Origin of the sequence: Paracoccus benzoatiresistens (genome assembly GCF_026913015.1) — a bacterium.
Lineage (GTDB): Bacteria > Pseudomonadota > Alphaproteobacteria > Rhodobacterales > Rhodobacteraceae > Paracoccus > Paracoccus benzoatiresistens.
Genome location: NZ_JAPTYD010000075.1, coordinates 1 through 14,225, shown reverse-complemented (window position 1 = coordinate 14,225; position 14,225 = coordinate 1). Strand labels below are relative to the sequence as shown.

Sequence of the window (14,225 nt, the reverse complement as noted above, 5' to 3'; positions counted from 1 at the left end):
AAGATCCGCTTTTATGCCCGTGCCTCCCTGCTGATCGTCGATGAGATCGGCTACCTGCCCATCACCAGCGGAGGCGCAAACCTGTTCTTCCAGCTGGTCAATGCGCGCTATGAGAAAGGCGCCATGATCCTGACCTCAAATCGCGGCTTCGCAGAATGGGACGAGATCTTCGGTGATCCCGTTGTTGCGACCGCGCTTCTGGATCGGCTCCTGCATCATGCCGTCGTCGTCCAGATCGAAGGCGCCAGCTACCGGCTCCGCCAACATGCTGACCTGATCCCGGAACATACCCGGGCGCACGCCACCATCACACCGCCGCCCCCGCCAAAGCGGCGCGGTCGGCCGCTCAAAAATGGAGGTGCCCATCACCTGCACGGCTGATTGCCGAACCCGAAGGGTGGGGAATATTGCGCCAGCACTTCTGGGGATTTGTGATCCAGCATTTACACTGCAGACAACGGGAGTCGGACTCGGCCTGTCGCGTGCTGCTCAAGTAACTATCGAACGCCAGACATGTAAACTGAAGTCTCCCATTCCGAGAGTGCAGTCGGGTATGCTAAAAAGGGGCGCAGAGATCAGCCCCAGAGCGCGGAAAGCCGAGCAACGGCAGCGGACTCAAAAGGCGGGACGACCATAAGAGCTGGAGCGGATCCGCGAACAGGAGGGGCGGGGACATGCCAAGGCATCCCGCGTCCACGAAGGGCGGTGATCACAGGCAAGGCAGGGCCTCTGACATTTCTGCTACAGTCTTGGCGTACGAGCCATTTTTCTTATGAGCAAGCAAATAGAAGTTTGAAAGCACGAAGCAGCAACCTTAAGAGGAGTTTACTGTAAAGATTTCCCCGAGGCTGTAATGACTATCTTGGATGACGATTTTTTAGCGCTGCTTCGCAAGATTGAAGCCGCTGCATCTCTTGCTTGGGATGGCAGTCTTGACCAGATAGGTAGTCTCCTTACTGACAGTCTATATCGAGCGACAATGGTTGTTAGCCTGAAACAGACGATCGATCCCACGACAGAGGTGGCCGCATGATCGCTGTCATGCTCATCGTAATCGTGGCCGGTTCTTTGGGGACGGCGTTATTTTTGGCCGCTATCGATGCATCTTGGGCAATGATAGCTGTCGGCTATGTTGCCGGAGGATGGGGAGGGCTGCTTGGTGGCGGAGCGGCGATTTTTCTGCTGCGGCGGTTGATTCCGCTTCAACGGTCCTCTTCGTTCCGAAACAACCGCGTGTTAAGGGTACTGCTGCGGAACTGAAATCGCAGTTCATCCTCGGATCAACCCCTCCAATGACCTCCACCCCTTCCATGACCCGAATCACGAGGTTTGCATCCTCCAGGAGAGGGTCCGGAAGTTGACCGGAGTAGAAGGAGCCTGCCTTCAAGCTCAAATTTTTGTTGAGGCAGAACTGCGTGGTCCATTTGCCCTGCATGTCTTGGTACCATACGATGATTCGCGTTATGGTTGACGACACGTCGTGCGCCGGGGGGTAGATGGAGCCTGCACAGATAGTTACTGAAGAGTTGAGAGTGGGCTCCCTCGCAGACCGTGCGTTATCGAAAGAACTCCAACAAGCCCTTGGTAGGCACAGCGCGAGCGTCGCTCCTCTCGTTGGTTCCGTTCAGAAATCCGGCACGGATCGAAGCGCTTTCTGCGCTCTGGTCGCAACAATGTTGTGAAGTCACGAGGACGAGCGGATCCGGGCTCTGGAGGAAAACGAATGAACGAGGTCGTGCGACTCGAGGCAAACGAAGAAGAAAGACTAGCCGCACTGCGCCGCTACAAGATTCTTGACGCTGAGCCCGAGAAAGAATTTGACGAGATTGTCACGCTTGTCAGATCGATTTTCAATATTTCCCATGCGGCGATCAATCTGATCGGATCTGACCGGCAATGGTCGATGGCTACCGCTTCTGAACGCATCGTACCACGAAGAAGCTGCGCACGCAGTGAGGCGTTTTGCGACTATACGATCAGGGGCGAGGACGCGATGATGGTTGACGACGCAACCCAAGATCCGCGTTTTGCTCAGAACCGTTTCGTCACTGGTCCGGTTGGCATTCGCTCCTATCTCGGCGTTCCTCTTTCAACGCCCGATGGTTACAAAATAGGGGCGCTATGTGTGTTCGGAACTGAACCGCGACGCTTCACCGAAGCCGACAAAGAAGTCCTGAGCAATCTCGCCAAGGTCGTCATGTCGCAGTTCGAATTGCGTTTGACAGTCCGGACCGACGGTCTGACCGGCGTGCTGACGAGGCGTGCCTTCTTGGCTCGACTAGACCTGGTGGTTGCAGAAAATTCTAACGCGCCGAACACCCTGGTGCTAGTCGATCTGGATCACTTCAAATCCATCAATGACCAGTTCGGTCATCCTGCAGGAGACATCGTACTGACACGGGTCGCGTCAGTTATGTGGGATCAAGCGCGGAAGTCTGACAGCGTAGGCCGCTTGGGGGGCGAGGAATTCGGCATCTTGCTCCAAGGTGCAAGTCTGTCACAGGGCCAAGAAATGATGAGCCGACTGCAGGCTCAAATTTCCGAGCTATCCATTTCAGAGATCAATGGGGGGACCGTGACGATCAGCGCAGGGGTTGCTGAACGGTACCAGGGTGAGATGTGCCGATCTTGGATTGAACGGGCCGATAGTGCCTTATACGCCGCCAAGCGTGGCGGCCGAAATCGTATTGTGGCAGCCACAACTGTAGAGAGTTCCTGATGGCAAGGCCTTGCTCTCGGACGGGGTACGGTCCAGTTAGGACATGACATGCAGAGCCTCGTACAACGCCCATGATTTTAGCCGGCTCCTTGGGCAGTTCCCGTGAACCCTTTTGCCCGGACGATATTATTCGTGACTGGCTGGCGCAGCGACCATGTCCGGGGGGCTTTGCTCTGATTGTGCCCGACAATCTCGACATGTTGGAAGTCACAGCGGGGCCTCTCCAGACCCATCTCCTGCACCGGTTGATGCAGGAAAGACTGGCCACCTATTTCGAGCCAAGCAACATGGCAGGTGACGAGGCCATGGATGGATTTCTCGTCTGCTTGAGAAGCAGTGACTCCGCCGCATGCAGAATACTCGTGGAACAAGCACTGGAAGACATTTCCGACATCAAGCTTGAACATGGCGTACGAAGCATTGCCCTTACCGCTCGGGCAGGGATTGTCTGGACCGAGACGGGCATCTCGCCCGAAGTCGTGCGCCGCAACTTGGTCACTGCGATCGTAGCGGCACGGCACGAGCAACGCTCGTGCATGGTTCTGGACAGGCCAGACATCGCCACCATCAACAGCACTGAGCTTACTGCCCAGCTCATATGCGATCTCCCTGTTGCAATTGCTGAGAACCGCCTTCAGCTTCATGCACAAGATATTGTAGCGACTGGCTCTGGGCCGGATGCCCCACGCGAAGTCGAGATCCTCCTTCAGTTGCTCGACCGTGAGGGTAACGCATACCCTCCATCAAGCTTTTTGCCCGCAGCTGAAAAAAGCGCGCTTATTGAGATGGTGGACCGATGGGTGTTGCGCCGAGTGTTGGTTGACTTTGCTTCCGACTTGCACGCACATCCCGAACTCCGCGTCTCGATCAACATTTCCGCCCCGACCTTGAGCAATCCGGCTTTTGCTGGCCTTCTTGCAGAAATACTGCGCCAGAGTGAGATCGATCCGCAGCGTGTGCAGCTTGAAATCACGGAGAGCTCTGCCATACGCAATCTGGATCAGGCTCGATCCAACATTCGGAAGGCGCGGCAACTTGGCTGTCGCATTGCCTTGGACGATTTTGGCGCCGGATTATCCAGCTACGGCTATCTGACAGCCTTCGAGCCTGATTGCATCAAGATTGATGGTGCCTTGATTCAGAATGTGGTTAAGCCTGAGAATGTCGAAGCGCAGATTGTCCGCTCGATCATCCATCTTGCTCACGAGTTGGGGATCGAAGTCGTCGCCGAACATGTGAGCTCTCCCGAAATTCTAAAGGCCTTGCGCGATCTGGGGGCCGACAAGGTTCAAGGATTCGAACTGGGCCGCCCTGGCCCATTGTCACAGTTGTTTGAAAGTCGGGGTCGTAGGCATGCAGACAAGGAGCAAGGTAGCGATGCGGAATAGGCTAGAACAACAGCGAGCCTCGGATCCGAGTTGCCGCAGTGCAGTTCGGCGGACCTGGACCATGCTGCCTGGTGTTTTTGCGCTTGCTGCCAGCCTCCTCTTGTCCAGCTGCGCCATCGGTCCTGAGGGCGTCATGTTGTCCAGAGAGCGCCAGGAAGAAAACATCCCGATGCGTTCTATTCCGGCGGAAAGAGCCTGGATCAACGCACCTGACACTCAACTGGTTCTGCAACGTGAACTCGTTTTTGGGCCGGAGCAAAGGATTAGCTTGCGTAACCGAACGCTGGTGCCAGGAGACAATATTTTGATGATACGCACGCGCTCTGGGATGCGTGCGAGCGGGCCATTGCGGTTTGAGGAGCTGGTACGCTGGGTTGGCGAGCTTCCGCCCCCGTTCGCGGATGTTACCACGGGAGAGATGATCAGTGATAACGATGAGCTTGGCAGCTATCTCTGGACCGAGGAACGGTTTGGCAACGATACCGTCTGCGTGCTTGGCCTGCGCAGAGTAAATAGTAGCATGCGCCAGATTCCCGGCGGAGATGATGTCATGGACATTATGCTCCGCAACTGCGTCGCCGGTACTTCAGAAGACGCCCTGCAGCCATTGTTAGCAGCAAGCATCACGTCTCCTGCCTTGGCTCAATCGGGAGCCGGCCAAAGCCGGCTGATTTCGCCGCTGGCCGGTCCTTCACGGTAATGCAGGGGGCCTGAGGATGAAAAGAGAGCCGGGAAAGAGTCGGCGAAAGGTCTTCCGCGCAATGCTGTTGCCGCTATGGGCAATGGCCCTGCTTCCGGTCCTGGTTATCGCTTCTGTCCCGGTTTCGAACACCGCCCAAAGCGTGTTTGGGCTTGCGGCAGTGCTTGTGGTGGTTCTGCTCAAGCCGTTTGCCTTCAAAATGCCAGTTCGAGTCGTGCTTATGGCGATCGCAAGCGTGATCGTGCTGCGCTATTGGCTCTGGCGGGTTACTGCCACGATGCCTGATCCGGGGTTCACGGCATCCTTCATCCTCGCAACGATCCTGCTCCTGGTTGAGACCTATTCAATCCTCGTCTTCTTTCTCAACGCCTTCATCACCGCCGATCCTGTCGACCGAGGGCTGCCGCCCAAGGTTGAGCTGGCGGAGTTGCCCACCGTCGACATCCTTGTGCCGTCATATAACGAAGCCATCGAGATGCTGAGCATCACGCTTTCTGCGGCCAAGAACATGATCTATCCAGCCAAGTTGCGTCGGGTGGTGCTTTGTGACGACGGCGGAACTGACCAGCGCTGCAACTCGTCCGATCCAGAGCTGGCGGCTGCTGCGCGCCGACGGCGCGCCGAGCTTCAAGCTCTGTGTCGTGAACTGGGGGTGATCTACTCGACTCGCGCTCGTAATGAAAATGCCAAGGCGGGCAACATGAGTGCGGCGCTTGAGCGTCTGGATGGTGATCTGGTCGTGATCTTCGACGCCGACCACGTTCCGTCGCGGGATTTCCTGGCCCGAACGGTCGGCTATTTCGTGCAGGACCCGAAGCTCTTCTTGGTCCAGACACCACATCACTTCATCAATCCCGATCCGATCGAGCGCAACCTGAACCTGAAAGCGCCGCCAGAGAATGAGATGTTCTACGGGATGATCCACCGCGGGCTGGATCGCTGGGGTGGCGCCTTTTTCTGCGGATCGGCAGCGGTGCTGCGCCGTAAAGCGCTGGACAGTGTCGGGGGTTTTGCAGGGGAGACCATCACCGAGGACGCTGAAACGGCGCTTGAGATCCATTCGCGAGGCTGGCGCAGTATGTATCTGAACCGCGCCATGATCGCGGGGCTGCAGCCCGAAACCTTTGCCTCGTTCATCCAGCAACGTGGCCGCTGGGCATCGGGTATGATGCAGATGCTGCTGCTCAAGAACCCCCTGTTTCGGCCGGGACTGAGTTTCATGCAGCGGCTCTGCTATATCAACTCCATGAGCTTTTGGTTCTTTCCCGTCATTCGGATGGTTTATCTACTGGCACCCCTTGCTTATCTGTTCTTCGGGGTTGAAATTTTTGTGACCACCTTTGGAGAGGCGGTCGCCTATGTGCTCAGCTACATGGCTGTGGTTCTTCTGGTCCAGAACGCGGTGTTTGCAAGCTATCGCTGGCCTCTCATTTCTGAAATCTACGAGGTCGCGCAAGCGCCCTATTTGGTGTCCGCCATCTTTCGCACTGTGCTGCGTCCCCGCAATGCGCGGTTCAATGTGACCGCAAAGGACGAGACGCTGGCCGAAGACTATATCTCTCCGATTTATCGCCCGCTGATGTTCGTGTTCCTGCTGATGTTCGCTGGATTGATAGCTCTCGTGATCCGGTGGATTGCCTTTCCAGGCGACCGGAACGTGCTGGCAGTGGTTGGTGTCTGGGCCGTGCTCAACTTTCTGCTGGTCTCCCTGTCACTGCGCGCGGTGTCAGAGAAGCAGCAGCGCCGCAGCTCTCCTCGCGTCGAGATGCGTGCCCCAGGCGTGATCCGCTGGAAAAACAGCGGGCTAGAACCACTCTCGGTGGAGATCTTTGACGGATCGACCTCGGGTGCCCGTCTCAGGCTGATCGGGATGCCACAAGGCGAAGGTGCCCGAATGGTTGAGAAGGGCGAAGAGGTGGTATTCCGCCCGCGGTTCGATCAGTCGCCGCACCTGGAGCGAGACGTGCGAGCTGTTGTCCGCGCGGTCTTTGGCACCCCGCGCGAGGGCATCATGCTGGGCGTTCAGTTTGTCGCCCAACAGAACATGGATGTGCGAGAGGCAATAGCCCACCTGGTCTTTGGCTCGAGTGAGAACTGGGCCGCCCAGCGGGAGCAAAGTTGCAAGCGGAAAGGGTTGCTGGCCGGATTGGTTTATATCCTGTGGTTGATGGCCACATCCATCCCCAAGACAATGGGAGATTTCTGGCGTGAGCCCGGGCGTCGGAGACAGGCGGCGTTGTCCGAGCGGCAAATGCGCAAGCCTGCGCACTTGGTAGCGTTCGGGGCAGATTTTGATCAGGAGGAACATCGGCAGGTGGCAGCGCCCTCGCCTTTCGGTGCCTGGATCGAACCGGAGGCACGGCAGTGAACGTCCTGCGCTGTTTCACTTGTCTGGTTGCTGCGGCAGTGATGACGTCCCAGTCAGTTCTGGCACAGGAACAACCACCGCTTATCGTGCTCGACCCTGCTCCTGCCAATCAGGTGCCAGAGCAAAGCTCTACAACGGCTGTGGAAAGTCAGCCGCCCTCCCTTGGAGAGGCAGTACCCCAGATCCAGCTTCCTTCTGCGACAATGCCCTCGTCCGAAACAGCCGACCCAGAGGCGTCTCCCCTGATCCCCGAGCGCGATCGAGGTGACGAGGTCCGGATAGCGGAACGGCAACCCTGGTTGGCGCCTCTGATCCCCCTCGTTCGACTTCCCGACACCGTGCAGATTGGTGCAAGCCAGGCTGAGCCGGGCATATTGCGATTAACCGGTGAAGTCGCATTTGTGGATCTCCAGATTAACTTGCCTCAGAATGCTGTGATCCCTGCGGAAATGTTGCTGACGCTCCGGTCGACAGTAAACGTCCTGCCGGAAGTTTCTGAAATCAGTATCACGATCAACGAGGCCGCACCCGTGGTGCTGCCGCTTGAGCATCTCAACGCGTTTGAGACGGTCAGGGTCGCGACGACAGGCCTAAAATCCGGGGCAAACCTCGTGCGTCTGAATGTCCGGCAGCCCCACCGTATCTATTGTGGTCCGGAAGCAAGTTTTGGCGTTTGGACCGACATCAATCTTGCGCAGAGTGGCGTGCCTGTCGATGCTGACATCATGGCCGCAGATCACGCGGGATTTGCCTTGGCATTACGCGCCCTCGCCGCGACGGGCCAGCCACTGCCCGTCCTGGTAGGCGAAAATGAAAACGGGGCAATGCTGCAACAGCTGGTCGAAGTGCTGGGACAAATTTCAGGTGGGCAGGTCCTGGTCGAGTTCCGTTCATTCTATGGGCTTGAGGCACCGTCGCCGCTGTCGGTCGCGCTCATCGGTTCCGATCGCAGCCATGCGGAGTTCAGAAAAGGCGCTGCAGGTGGACTTGTTCTTCAGGTGGAACATGCAGATGGAATATTGCCGCCGCTGGATCAATTTCTTCCAAAGCTAGCCACACCGCTCGACGTGGTTCCGGCACTCACACCGGGGGCAACAGTCAAGCTAGCCGACTTGGGTCAGCAGGACATTATTGGCGGCACACACTACTTTCGTCACGAGGTTCCGTTTGATCTGCCTTCAGACTGGCTTCTGCTCTCCAACCAGAAAGCTCGCCTTCAGCTTCACTACGGCTTTGCAGACGCCCTGCCCGCGGGCTCCATTCTGTTGATCAAGGTTAACAACGAAACTGTCCGACTTTTGCCACTGGATCGCAAGGGCGGACAAATGCAGGAGCCACTCGATATCGTCTTTGCCGCCAACCTGCTGCACGGCAGGCGTAACAACCTCATCTTTGAAATGATGGTGCCGGGCGATCCTCCTGATGCAACCTGCCCCCTGCGCCGCGCGGACATGCTGGTGATTACCAGCGACAGTACGCTGTTGGTGCCGCCCGCGCCAACCATGGCGCTTGCAGGGTTGGCGGAGCCCCTTTCCAGACTAGGTTCACGGGGAATTACAGTTCCAGAAGGCGTATCCGACCGGGCAGCGCTGGAAATGACTGCTGCCCAGCTGTCTGCTGGACTGACCTCGAACCCCGAAACCACTGATCCTTCAGTGCGCCTCAATCTCATTAGCGTCAATGATATATCCGTTCTCCCTCTGCAGGGAGGCTTGGTGGCCGCTCGTGATCTTCAAGAGGCTTTGATCGACATAAAGTCAGCATCGTCACCGCCTGGACCGGCGGCCGCTGTGGAAGCTGCTCCTCGCTATCGGTTAACTGAGGAGGATCCGCAGCCTTCCGTTCCGCTCCCTCTTGAGCCCGTCGCCAACAATTCCGCGGTCAGGGATCTGATTTCTGGACGAATAGACTGGCTGGAATCTGCGGCATTTATGGGTTCTGACGAAAGCCTCTCGACTTGGCTCAAAACGCGTCACGGTAGCGTGCTGCTTCTTCGTCCCCGTCGACAGGAACCGGACGAGCTATGGCTGGTTCTAGGATCACAGGTTTCGGTTCCGGCAGTACTACAGAGTCTTGTTAGACTGCGCGAAGGCGGCTTGGCAAAGGGAGAAGCCGCGATACTGACAAAAGACAATACGTGGGAAGTCTGGGCGCCGGTGCGCCCCCCGGAGCTGCGCGAACCTCTCAAGCTCTCAAATCTGCGAGCAGTTCTTGGGAACTACGCCTCCTGGTCGCCGCTGCTGTTCACCGTCACCTTTTTGGTCCTTGCGTTGCTGTCGGCAATTCCCGCGCTTTTGTTCATCCTGTTTACCAAACGGAGGGGGCAGCTTTGAACCGCCGCAGCTTTCTCGTCACGGCCGCTTTGGCGGCAACTATGCCTCACTGGGCGCGCGCCACTCATGCGGCAAATGGTGAGCATGTCCACTTTCTCTCGGCGGACCATCCCCTGCAAGAGGCCTGGCGGGCATGGAAGGCGCTGTGCCTGACTTCGGACGGTCGAGTCATTGATCAGTTTCAAGAGGCTGCCAGCCATTCCGAAGGCCAAGGCTATGGGCTTACGCTGGCAGCGATTTTCAGAGATCATGCTGCAGCAGAGGCAATCATCGACTGGACGGAGCGTAACCTGAACCGAAGAGGCGACGGGCTCCTGGCATGGCGCTGGCGTCCTGATACAACCCCAAACATCGAGGATCCCAACAATGCGAGCGATGGTGACCTGTTCTATGCGTGGGGCCTCTCACTCCTGGGGAGACAGCAAGGCCGGTCCGAGCTGATTGAGCAAGCCGGAGGGATCGTCGATGCCCTCCTCACCCAGTGCACCGCCGAGCACCCTGACAAGAGCGGTCGGCGATATCTTCTGCCCGGTGTCGCAGGATTTCAGCATGAGGGATCGCTTACCCTGAACCCCTCATATTATATGCCTCGCGCTATGTATGACCTGGCACAGATTACGGGTCGCAGCGCATTGGCGACTCTGACCGCCGATGGGGAGGCGCTTATCGATGAACTTGCCCAAAATGGACTTGTGCCAGACTGGATAAGCCTGACCAAAGACGGGCCAGGAGCAGCACCTGAAAGATTTTCGCGCCGATCAGGCTATGAGGCGATGCGGGTGCCACTCTTTGCGCTCTGGGGAGACCGGGCAGACGCTCCCGCGGTGATTGCATTCTCTCGCGCTGTGGCGGCGGAGGCAACTCAGCCCGGTGCTGTTACAGTCTTCGACCCGGCCACCCGTGAAGGGCTGGAGCGCAGTGACCACCCAGGTTATGTGGCTACCTCTGCCCTTGCCACCTGTGCAACATCGAACCGGGTTGGTTCGCTTATGCCGGCCTTCTCGGACGCCCAGCCCTATTATCCTGCAACCCTGCATCTGATGGCGCTCGTCGTCCAGGTTACGGTCTTCCCAAGGTGCGTACCAATATGATCCGATCTCTTGCTGCTCTTACATTTGTTCTGTTGAATGCGGGTTCCGCACTTGCCCAACAAAACGCACCCGAGGCTGAAGAGCTTCTGGCACTGAACTTCTACGTTCAGCAGCAGGATACCGTATCGATCGATGCCGAACTGCGGCGGCTGCAGTTGAAATATCCGCAATGGACCCCTCCCGAGGACCTCTCGCGGATTGGAGTCACGGGGCCTTCTACGGAAATTGACGAATTCTATGGCCACGTTGCTCAAGGTCGCTTCGATCAGGCGCGTGAGACTCTTGCCAAAGCTCGGTCGGACTACCCGAGCTGGACTCCGCCCGGCGAGATGACCGACCTTCTTGAGATTGCCGAAGGGCAGGCCCTGTTGGATAAGGCTATTGAAACGGGTGATCTCACCAACGCGCTTCAGGCTACCGCGAATACACCTGGTCTTCTTCGCTGCGACCGGATCAATAATGCGTGGCGCATTGCCGCCACACAGCAAGCGAAAGGGAACAACGCCGAAGCTTTAGGAACCTACCGCGCCGTCCTGACAGCTTGCATTAACGAGGCAGATCTTGTTGCCACATTGGAAAAAGCTAACGATGTCGCCTCGGAAGCTGAACTCCGCTCCCTGATCGCGCAGACTATATCGCGTTTTCCTGCCCAAGAAGAACGCTATTCAGAACTTCTGCAGCGTCTCCTCGCGGGACGTGGATCAGCAACATCTGCTGCTGCATCTCGGGCTCCGGAAACTCCCCGTTCTGCTCAACCCTCTCGGACAGATACCGCTCCCACTCCTAAACCCCAGGAGAGCGCGCCTACACCGCAAGCAGCGGCACCCCGCCGCACTTCTGAACCGTCACGAAGGGCGGCTGGAAGTGGCACGTCCTTGGATGCGCTCGTTTCGGCAGGGGACTGGAGGGGCTGTCTCCAGCGTTCAGCAGGATCGACCAATGCTGCAACAGTTTATCAACGCGGCTGGTGCGCCTACAACCTTGATCGCCCGATGGAGGCAGTTGCGGATTTTCGGACTGCCTTGTCAGGGCGACTGGATTCAACGCAGCGACGCGATGCAGCTTATGGGATGGCGCTCGCCTATCTGAAAATGCATATGCCCGAAGAAGCCGCGCGCATTTCAGCGGGCACTGATTTCACCCGAAAGCAGCGGGTCGATATCGAGCGTCAAATCCTCGATCAGCGGGGTGTCCTTGCCTACAAGAACGGCCGATACAAACAAGCCATTCAATATTTTGATGCCATGGAACAGGTGGCAGGCAGTATCCGCCGCGATCTCGCTATCCTTAGAGCTTACGCCTATCTGAATTCGGGAGATCGCAACCGCGCTCGGCAAGAGTTTCGCCGTCTTAATAGTGAGATGTCTACAAGAGAGTCGCGAGCCGGACTGGCTGCTACAGTTTCCAACTAAGAGTACTGGGACCCGCGTTGATGATGTGACCGCTCCCCGACGGCATCTAAGTGCCAAGATGGGTCTGCAACGATCCACAAAGGAGAGCGGTCATGTCGAAGATTACCTCGGTCAGATGATCCTACTACGCTTTTGCAGCCAATCCCGTAGCCTGCAGCCTGTGAAAGCGGGATCGCACATAGACCAGCGCGTCGCCGTCGGCCAGAACCGCGTCCTCGATCTCGCCCACGAAGATGCGGTGGCTGCCGCTGTCGCTCTCGGTCAGCACGCGGCAGGACAGGCAGGCCAGCGCCGTCAGCAGGCGCGGCTGGCCAAAAGCGGTGCACGCCCAGCGGCCGACCCCGAACTTGGCCGCCCCTTCCAGCTTGCGTGCGCCCGCGAAGGCCATCGCGATCTCGTCCGAGGTGTCGTCGAGCAGCTGCACGCTGAAGCGGCCGGTGCGGCTGATCGTGTCGCAGGTCTCGGTCTTGCGGTTGACGCAGGCCAGCAGGCTGGGCGGGCTGTCGCTGACCGAACAGACGGCGGTGGCGGTGATGCCGCGGCGCCCGTCGCCTTGGCCAGTGGTGATCAGCGTCACGGCGCCGGGAAACAGGGCCATGGATTGGCGGAACAGGTCGGTGGTGATGCCCATGTCAGTGATCCCCTGTCTGGTGAAGCGCGTCCGTGATCAGCCCGGCAACCCAGCTCAAGGTAAATCTGCACCGCGAGGCGCTGGCTCGATCCCGTGAAATTTGGCGAGATGCTCCAGCCGCGCCAGAAGATCGCGGTACTCACCACTGTGAGAGTAGGCGCCTATTGCTGAGATGATCCGGTTCCAATCATCAGGGGAAATAGTGGGGCGAGTAGTAGAAAAACGTTCAGACTGGCTCATTGAAACACCCACAAACAGCATTGAATATTACTGTGGTACCCTGAGGTTGTTTACTAAACAAATTAACCTTTTGTATAGGTTAATTGAATTCCGCGCGGAACTCACTGCGCGTAAGCGGTAAGGAGACCAAGTGGGTTAATGGCGTGCCTAGTCTGGCATAGGGTGCGGGCGTTGATCTGATCGCTGGTGTTCCATGTCTACGTCTAGTTCTACGCCTATGCCTGCGGCTGGTAGCTTTCAGTTGGTCGAAGCTGTTGTTGAGCGGCTGGACGGTGCGCCGGTCGGCGAGCGTCGCCGGTGGTCGGATGAGTTCAAGGCACAGGCAGTCACTGCAGCTCTGGAACCGGACGTCAATGTTTCCGCGCTGGCGTAACCACCCGGCTTGCACCGCGGCCATTTTGCATCGACAAGTGTTGATGATGTCGTGTCTTGCGCCACGGCTTTGCGTGGTAGGCTCAGTCCATGGAGATTGATCGGGACAAGATCGACGATGCCGTTCTGGCGCTGCTGTGGTTGACGCTGCATGACGAGCGGCGGGCGTGGAAAGGCTTTGACTGGGACGCCCTGGAGCGGTTGCACGCCCGGGGACTGATCGCCGATCCGGTCAACAAGGCAAAGTCGGTTATCCTGACCGATGAGGGTCTGAGGCAGTCCGAAGAACTCTTCCGGGCGCTGTTTACGCGGCCTCGATCTTGACCGAGCCTATTGACGCCCAGTTCCAGGGCAACAATTCGCTGAGGCGGTTGTTCATGTGATCGTGGATGCGGCCCAGGACATCGGCAAGATAAGCCTGCGGATCGAGCCCGTTCATCTTTGCCGTTTCAGTGACGGTCAGGGCGCGGGCGAGCGTTTTGCCGCCCGCATCCGAGCCTGCGAATAACGCCCATTTGGTTTCAGGGAACGCTCGGCCGCATTGTTGTCGATGGCCACGCGCCCGTCCTCGAGAAACAGCGTGAGGGCAGACCAGCGGCTCAGCCCGTAGCGGAAGGCCTTGGCCAGATCGCTTTTTCCCGGGATATGCGTTAGCTGCTTTTCGGCCCAGTCCCGGAAGGCGTCCATCTTGGGCCTGGTTTCCTTCTGTCGAACCGCCAGCCGCAGCTCGGCAGGTTTGCCGCTGATGGCGCGCTCGATGTCGTAGAACTTGCCGATCCGGTCGCCGGCACTCGGTTGGCGTGGCTCCGCAGTATGCGACCGTGCTGGGCAAGAATACCAACTGCCAGACCTTGGTGTCGCTCACGCTGGCCAGGAGAGGTGCCATGGTGATCACGGTGTTTATCAAGGTAGTTGTCCGCCGATTTCATGCGACGTCTCTGATCTCAGGGACGCTGGTTTCGCGGTCAGGG

12 protein-coding genes and 2 pseudogenes are annotated in these 14,225 nt (G+C 58.0%); 12 read left to right on the top strand and 2 right to left on the bottom strand.

Annotated elements, in window-relative coordinates:
- The 9 genes from OU682_RS21750 to OU682_RS21710 all read left to right on the top strand — a co-directional run.
- On the top strand, positions 1-381 hold a 381-nt coding region (locus OU682_RS21750), incomplete at its 5' end, for an ATP-binding protein (RefSeq protein WP_268944296.1).
- Between the two features lie 648 nt (positions 382-1,029).
- A complete protein-coding gene (locus OU682_RS21745) occupies positions 1,030-1,260 on the top strand; it encodes a hypothetical protein (protein ID WP_268944295.1) in 231 nt (76 codons plus the stop codon).
- Between the two features lie 463 nt (positions 1,261-1,723).
- Positions 1,724-2,719, top strand: a complete 996-nt coding sequence (locus tag OU682_RS21740; protein ID WP_268944294.1) for a sensor domain-containing diguanylate cyclase — start codon at positions 1,724-1,726, stop codon at positions 2,717-2,719.
- 89 nt (positions 2,720-2,808) lie between these two features.
- Positions 2,809-4,107, top strand: coding sequence for a bifunctional diguanylate cyclase/phosphodiesterase (locus OU682_RS21735; RefSeq protein ID WP_268944293.1), 1,299 nt, complete (start codon positions 2,809-2,811; stop codon positions 4,105-4,107).
- Between the two features lie 61 nt (positions 4,108-4,168).
- Positions 4,169-4,807, top strand: a complete 639-nt coding sequence (locus OU682_RS21730) for a hypothetical protein (RefSeq protein ID WP_268944292.1) — start codon at positions 4,169-4,171, stop codon at positions 4,805-4,807.
- A gap of 16 nt (positions 4,808-4,823) precedes the next feature.
- Positions 4,824-7,175 carry a UDP-forming cellulose synthase catalytic subunit gene (gene bcsA / locus OU682_RS21725; RefSeq protein WP_268944291.1) on the top strand — a complete coding sequence of 784 codons (2,352 nt, stop codon included), beginning with the start codon at positions 4,824-4,826 and terminating at the stop codon, positions 7,173-7,175.
- On the top strand, positions 7,172-9,508 hold the full coding sequence (locus OU682_RS21720) for a cellulose biosynthesis cyclic di-GMP-binding regulatory protein BcsB (RefSeq protein WP_268944290.1): 2,337 nt from the start codon (positions 7,172-7,174) through the stop codon (positions 9,506-9,508). Before bcsA ends, OU682_RS21720 begins: the two co-directional genes overlap by 4 nt.
- Positions 9,505-10,599 carry a family 8 glycosyl hydrolase gene (locus tag OU682_RS21715; protein WP_268944289.1) on the top strand — a complete coding sequence of 365 codons (1,095 nt, stop codon included), beginning with the start codon at positions 9,505-9,507 and terminating at the stop codon, positions 10,597-10,599. The genes OU682_RS21720 and OU682_RS21715 overlap by 4 nt, the downstream gene beginning before the upstream one ends.
- On the top strand, positions 10,596-12,011 hold the full coding sequence (locus OU682_RS21710; protein WP_268944288.1) for a tetratricopeptide repeat protein: 1,416 nt from the start codon (positions 10,596-10,598) through the stop codon (positions 12,009-12,011). The genes OU682_RS21715 and OU682_RS21710 overlap by 4 nt, the downstream gene beginning before the upstream one ends.
- Before the next feature lie 124 nt (positions 12,012-12,135).
- Here the strand turns inward: OU682_RS21710 and OU682_RS21705 are convergent, their stop codons facing one another.
- Positions 12,136-12,642 (bottom strand): flavin reductase family protein, encoded by a 507-nt coding sequence (locus OU682_RS21705; RefSeq protein WP_268944287.1) that lies wholly within the window; start codon positions 12,640-12,642, stop codon positions 12,136-12,138.
- 433 nt (positions 12,643-13,075) lie between these two features.
- On the opposite strand from OU682_RS21705, the gene OU682_RS24415 reads away from it, so the two are divergent.
- Entirely contained in the window at positions 13,076-13,255 is a 180-nt protein-coding gene (locus OU682_RS24415; protein ID WP_371832296.1) for a transposase, read from the top strand.
- Between the two features lie 89 nt (positions 13,256-13,344).
- A complete protein-coding gene (locus tag OU682_RS21700) occupies positions 13,345-13,578 on the top strand; it encodes a DUF6429 family protein (RefSeq protein ID WP_268944286.1) in 234 nt (77 codons plus the stop codon).
- On the opposite strand, the pseudogene OU682_RS21695 reads toward OU682_RS21700, so the two are convergent.
- A pseudogene (locus OU682_RS21695) lies at positions 13,559-14,037 on the bottom strand (IS66 family transposase); the annotation flags it as partial. The gene OU682_RS21700 and the pseudogene OU682_RS21695 sit on opposite strands and share 20 nt — an antisense overlap.
- Before the next feature lie 8 nt (positions 14,038-14,045).
- On the opposite strand from OU682_RS21695, the pseudogene OU682_RS24410 reads away from it, so the two are divergent.
- Positions 14,046-14,225, top strand: a pseudogene (locus tag OU682_RS24410) (transposase); the annotation flags it as partial.

Excerpts from the sequence above, each read along its gene's own strand:
- bcsA (WP_268944291.1), top strand. The coding sequence starts at position 4,824 with ATGAAAAGAGAGCCGGGAAAGAGTCGGCGAAAGGTCTTCCGCGCAATG.
- OU682_RS21700 (WP_268944286.1), top strand. The coding sequence starts at position 13,345 with ATGGAGATTGATCGGGACAAGATCGACGATGCCGTTCTGGCGCTGCTG.
- OU682_RS21710 (WP_268944288.1), top strand. The coding sequence starts at position 10,596 with ATGATCCGATCTCTTGCTGCTCTTACATTTGTTCTGTTGAATGCGGGT.
- OU682_RS21745 (WP_268944295.1), top strand. The coding sequence starts at position 1,030 with ATGATCGCTGTCATGCTCATCGTAATCGTGGCCGGTTCTTTGGGGACG.
- OU682_RS24415 (WP_371832296.1), top strand. The coding sequence starts at position 13,076 with ATGTCTACGTCTAGTTCTACGCCTATGCCTGCGGCTGGTAGCTTTCAG.
- OU682_RS21740 (WP_268944294.1), top strand. The coding sequence starts at position 1,724 with ATGAACGAGGTCGTGCGACTCGAGGCAAACGAAGAAGAAAGACTAGCC.
- OU682_RS21730 (WP_268944292.1), top strand. The coding sequence starts at position 4,169 with ATGCTGCCTGGTGTTTTTGCGCTTGCTGCCAGCCTCCTCTTGTCCAGC.
- OU682_RS21705 (WP_268944287.1), bottom strand. The coding sequence starts at position 12,642 with ATGGGCATCACCACCGACCTGTTCCGCCAATCCATGGCCCTGTTTCCC.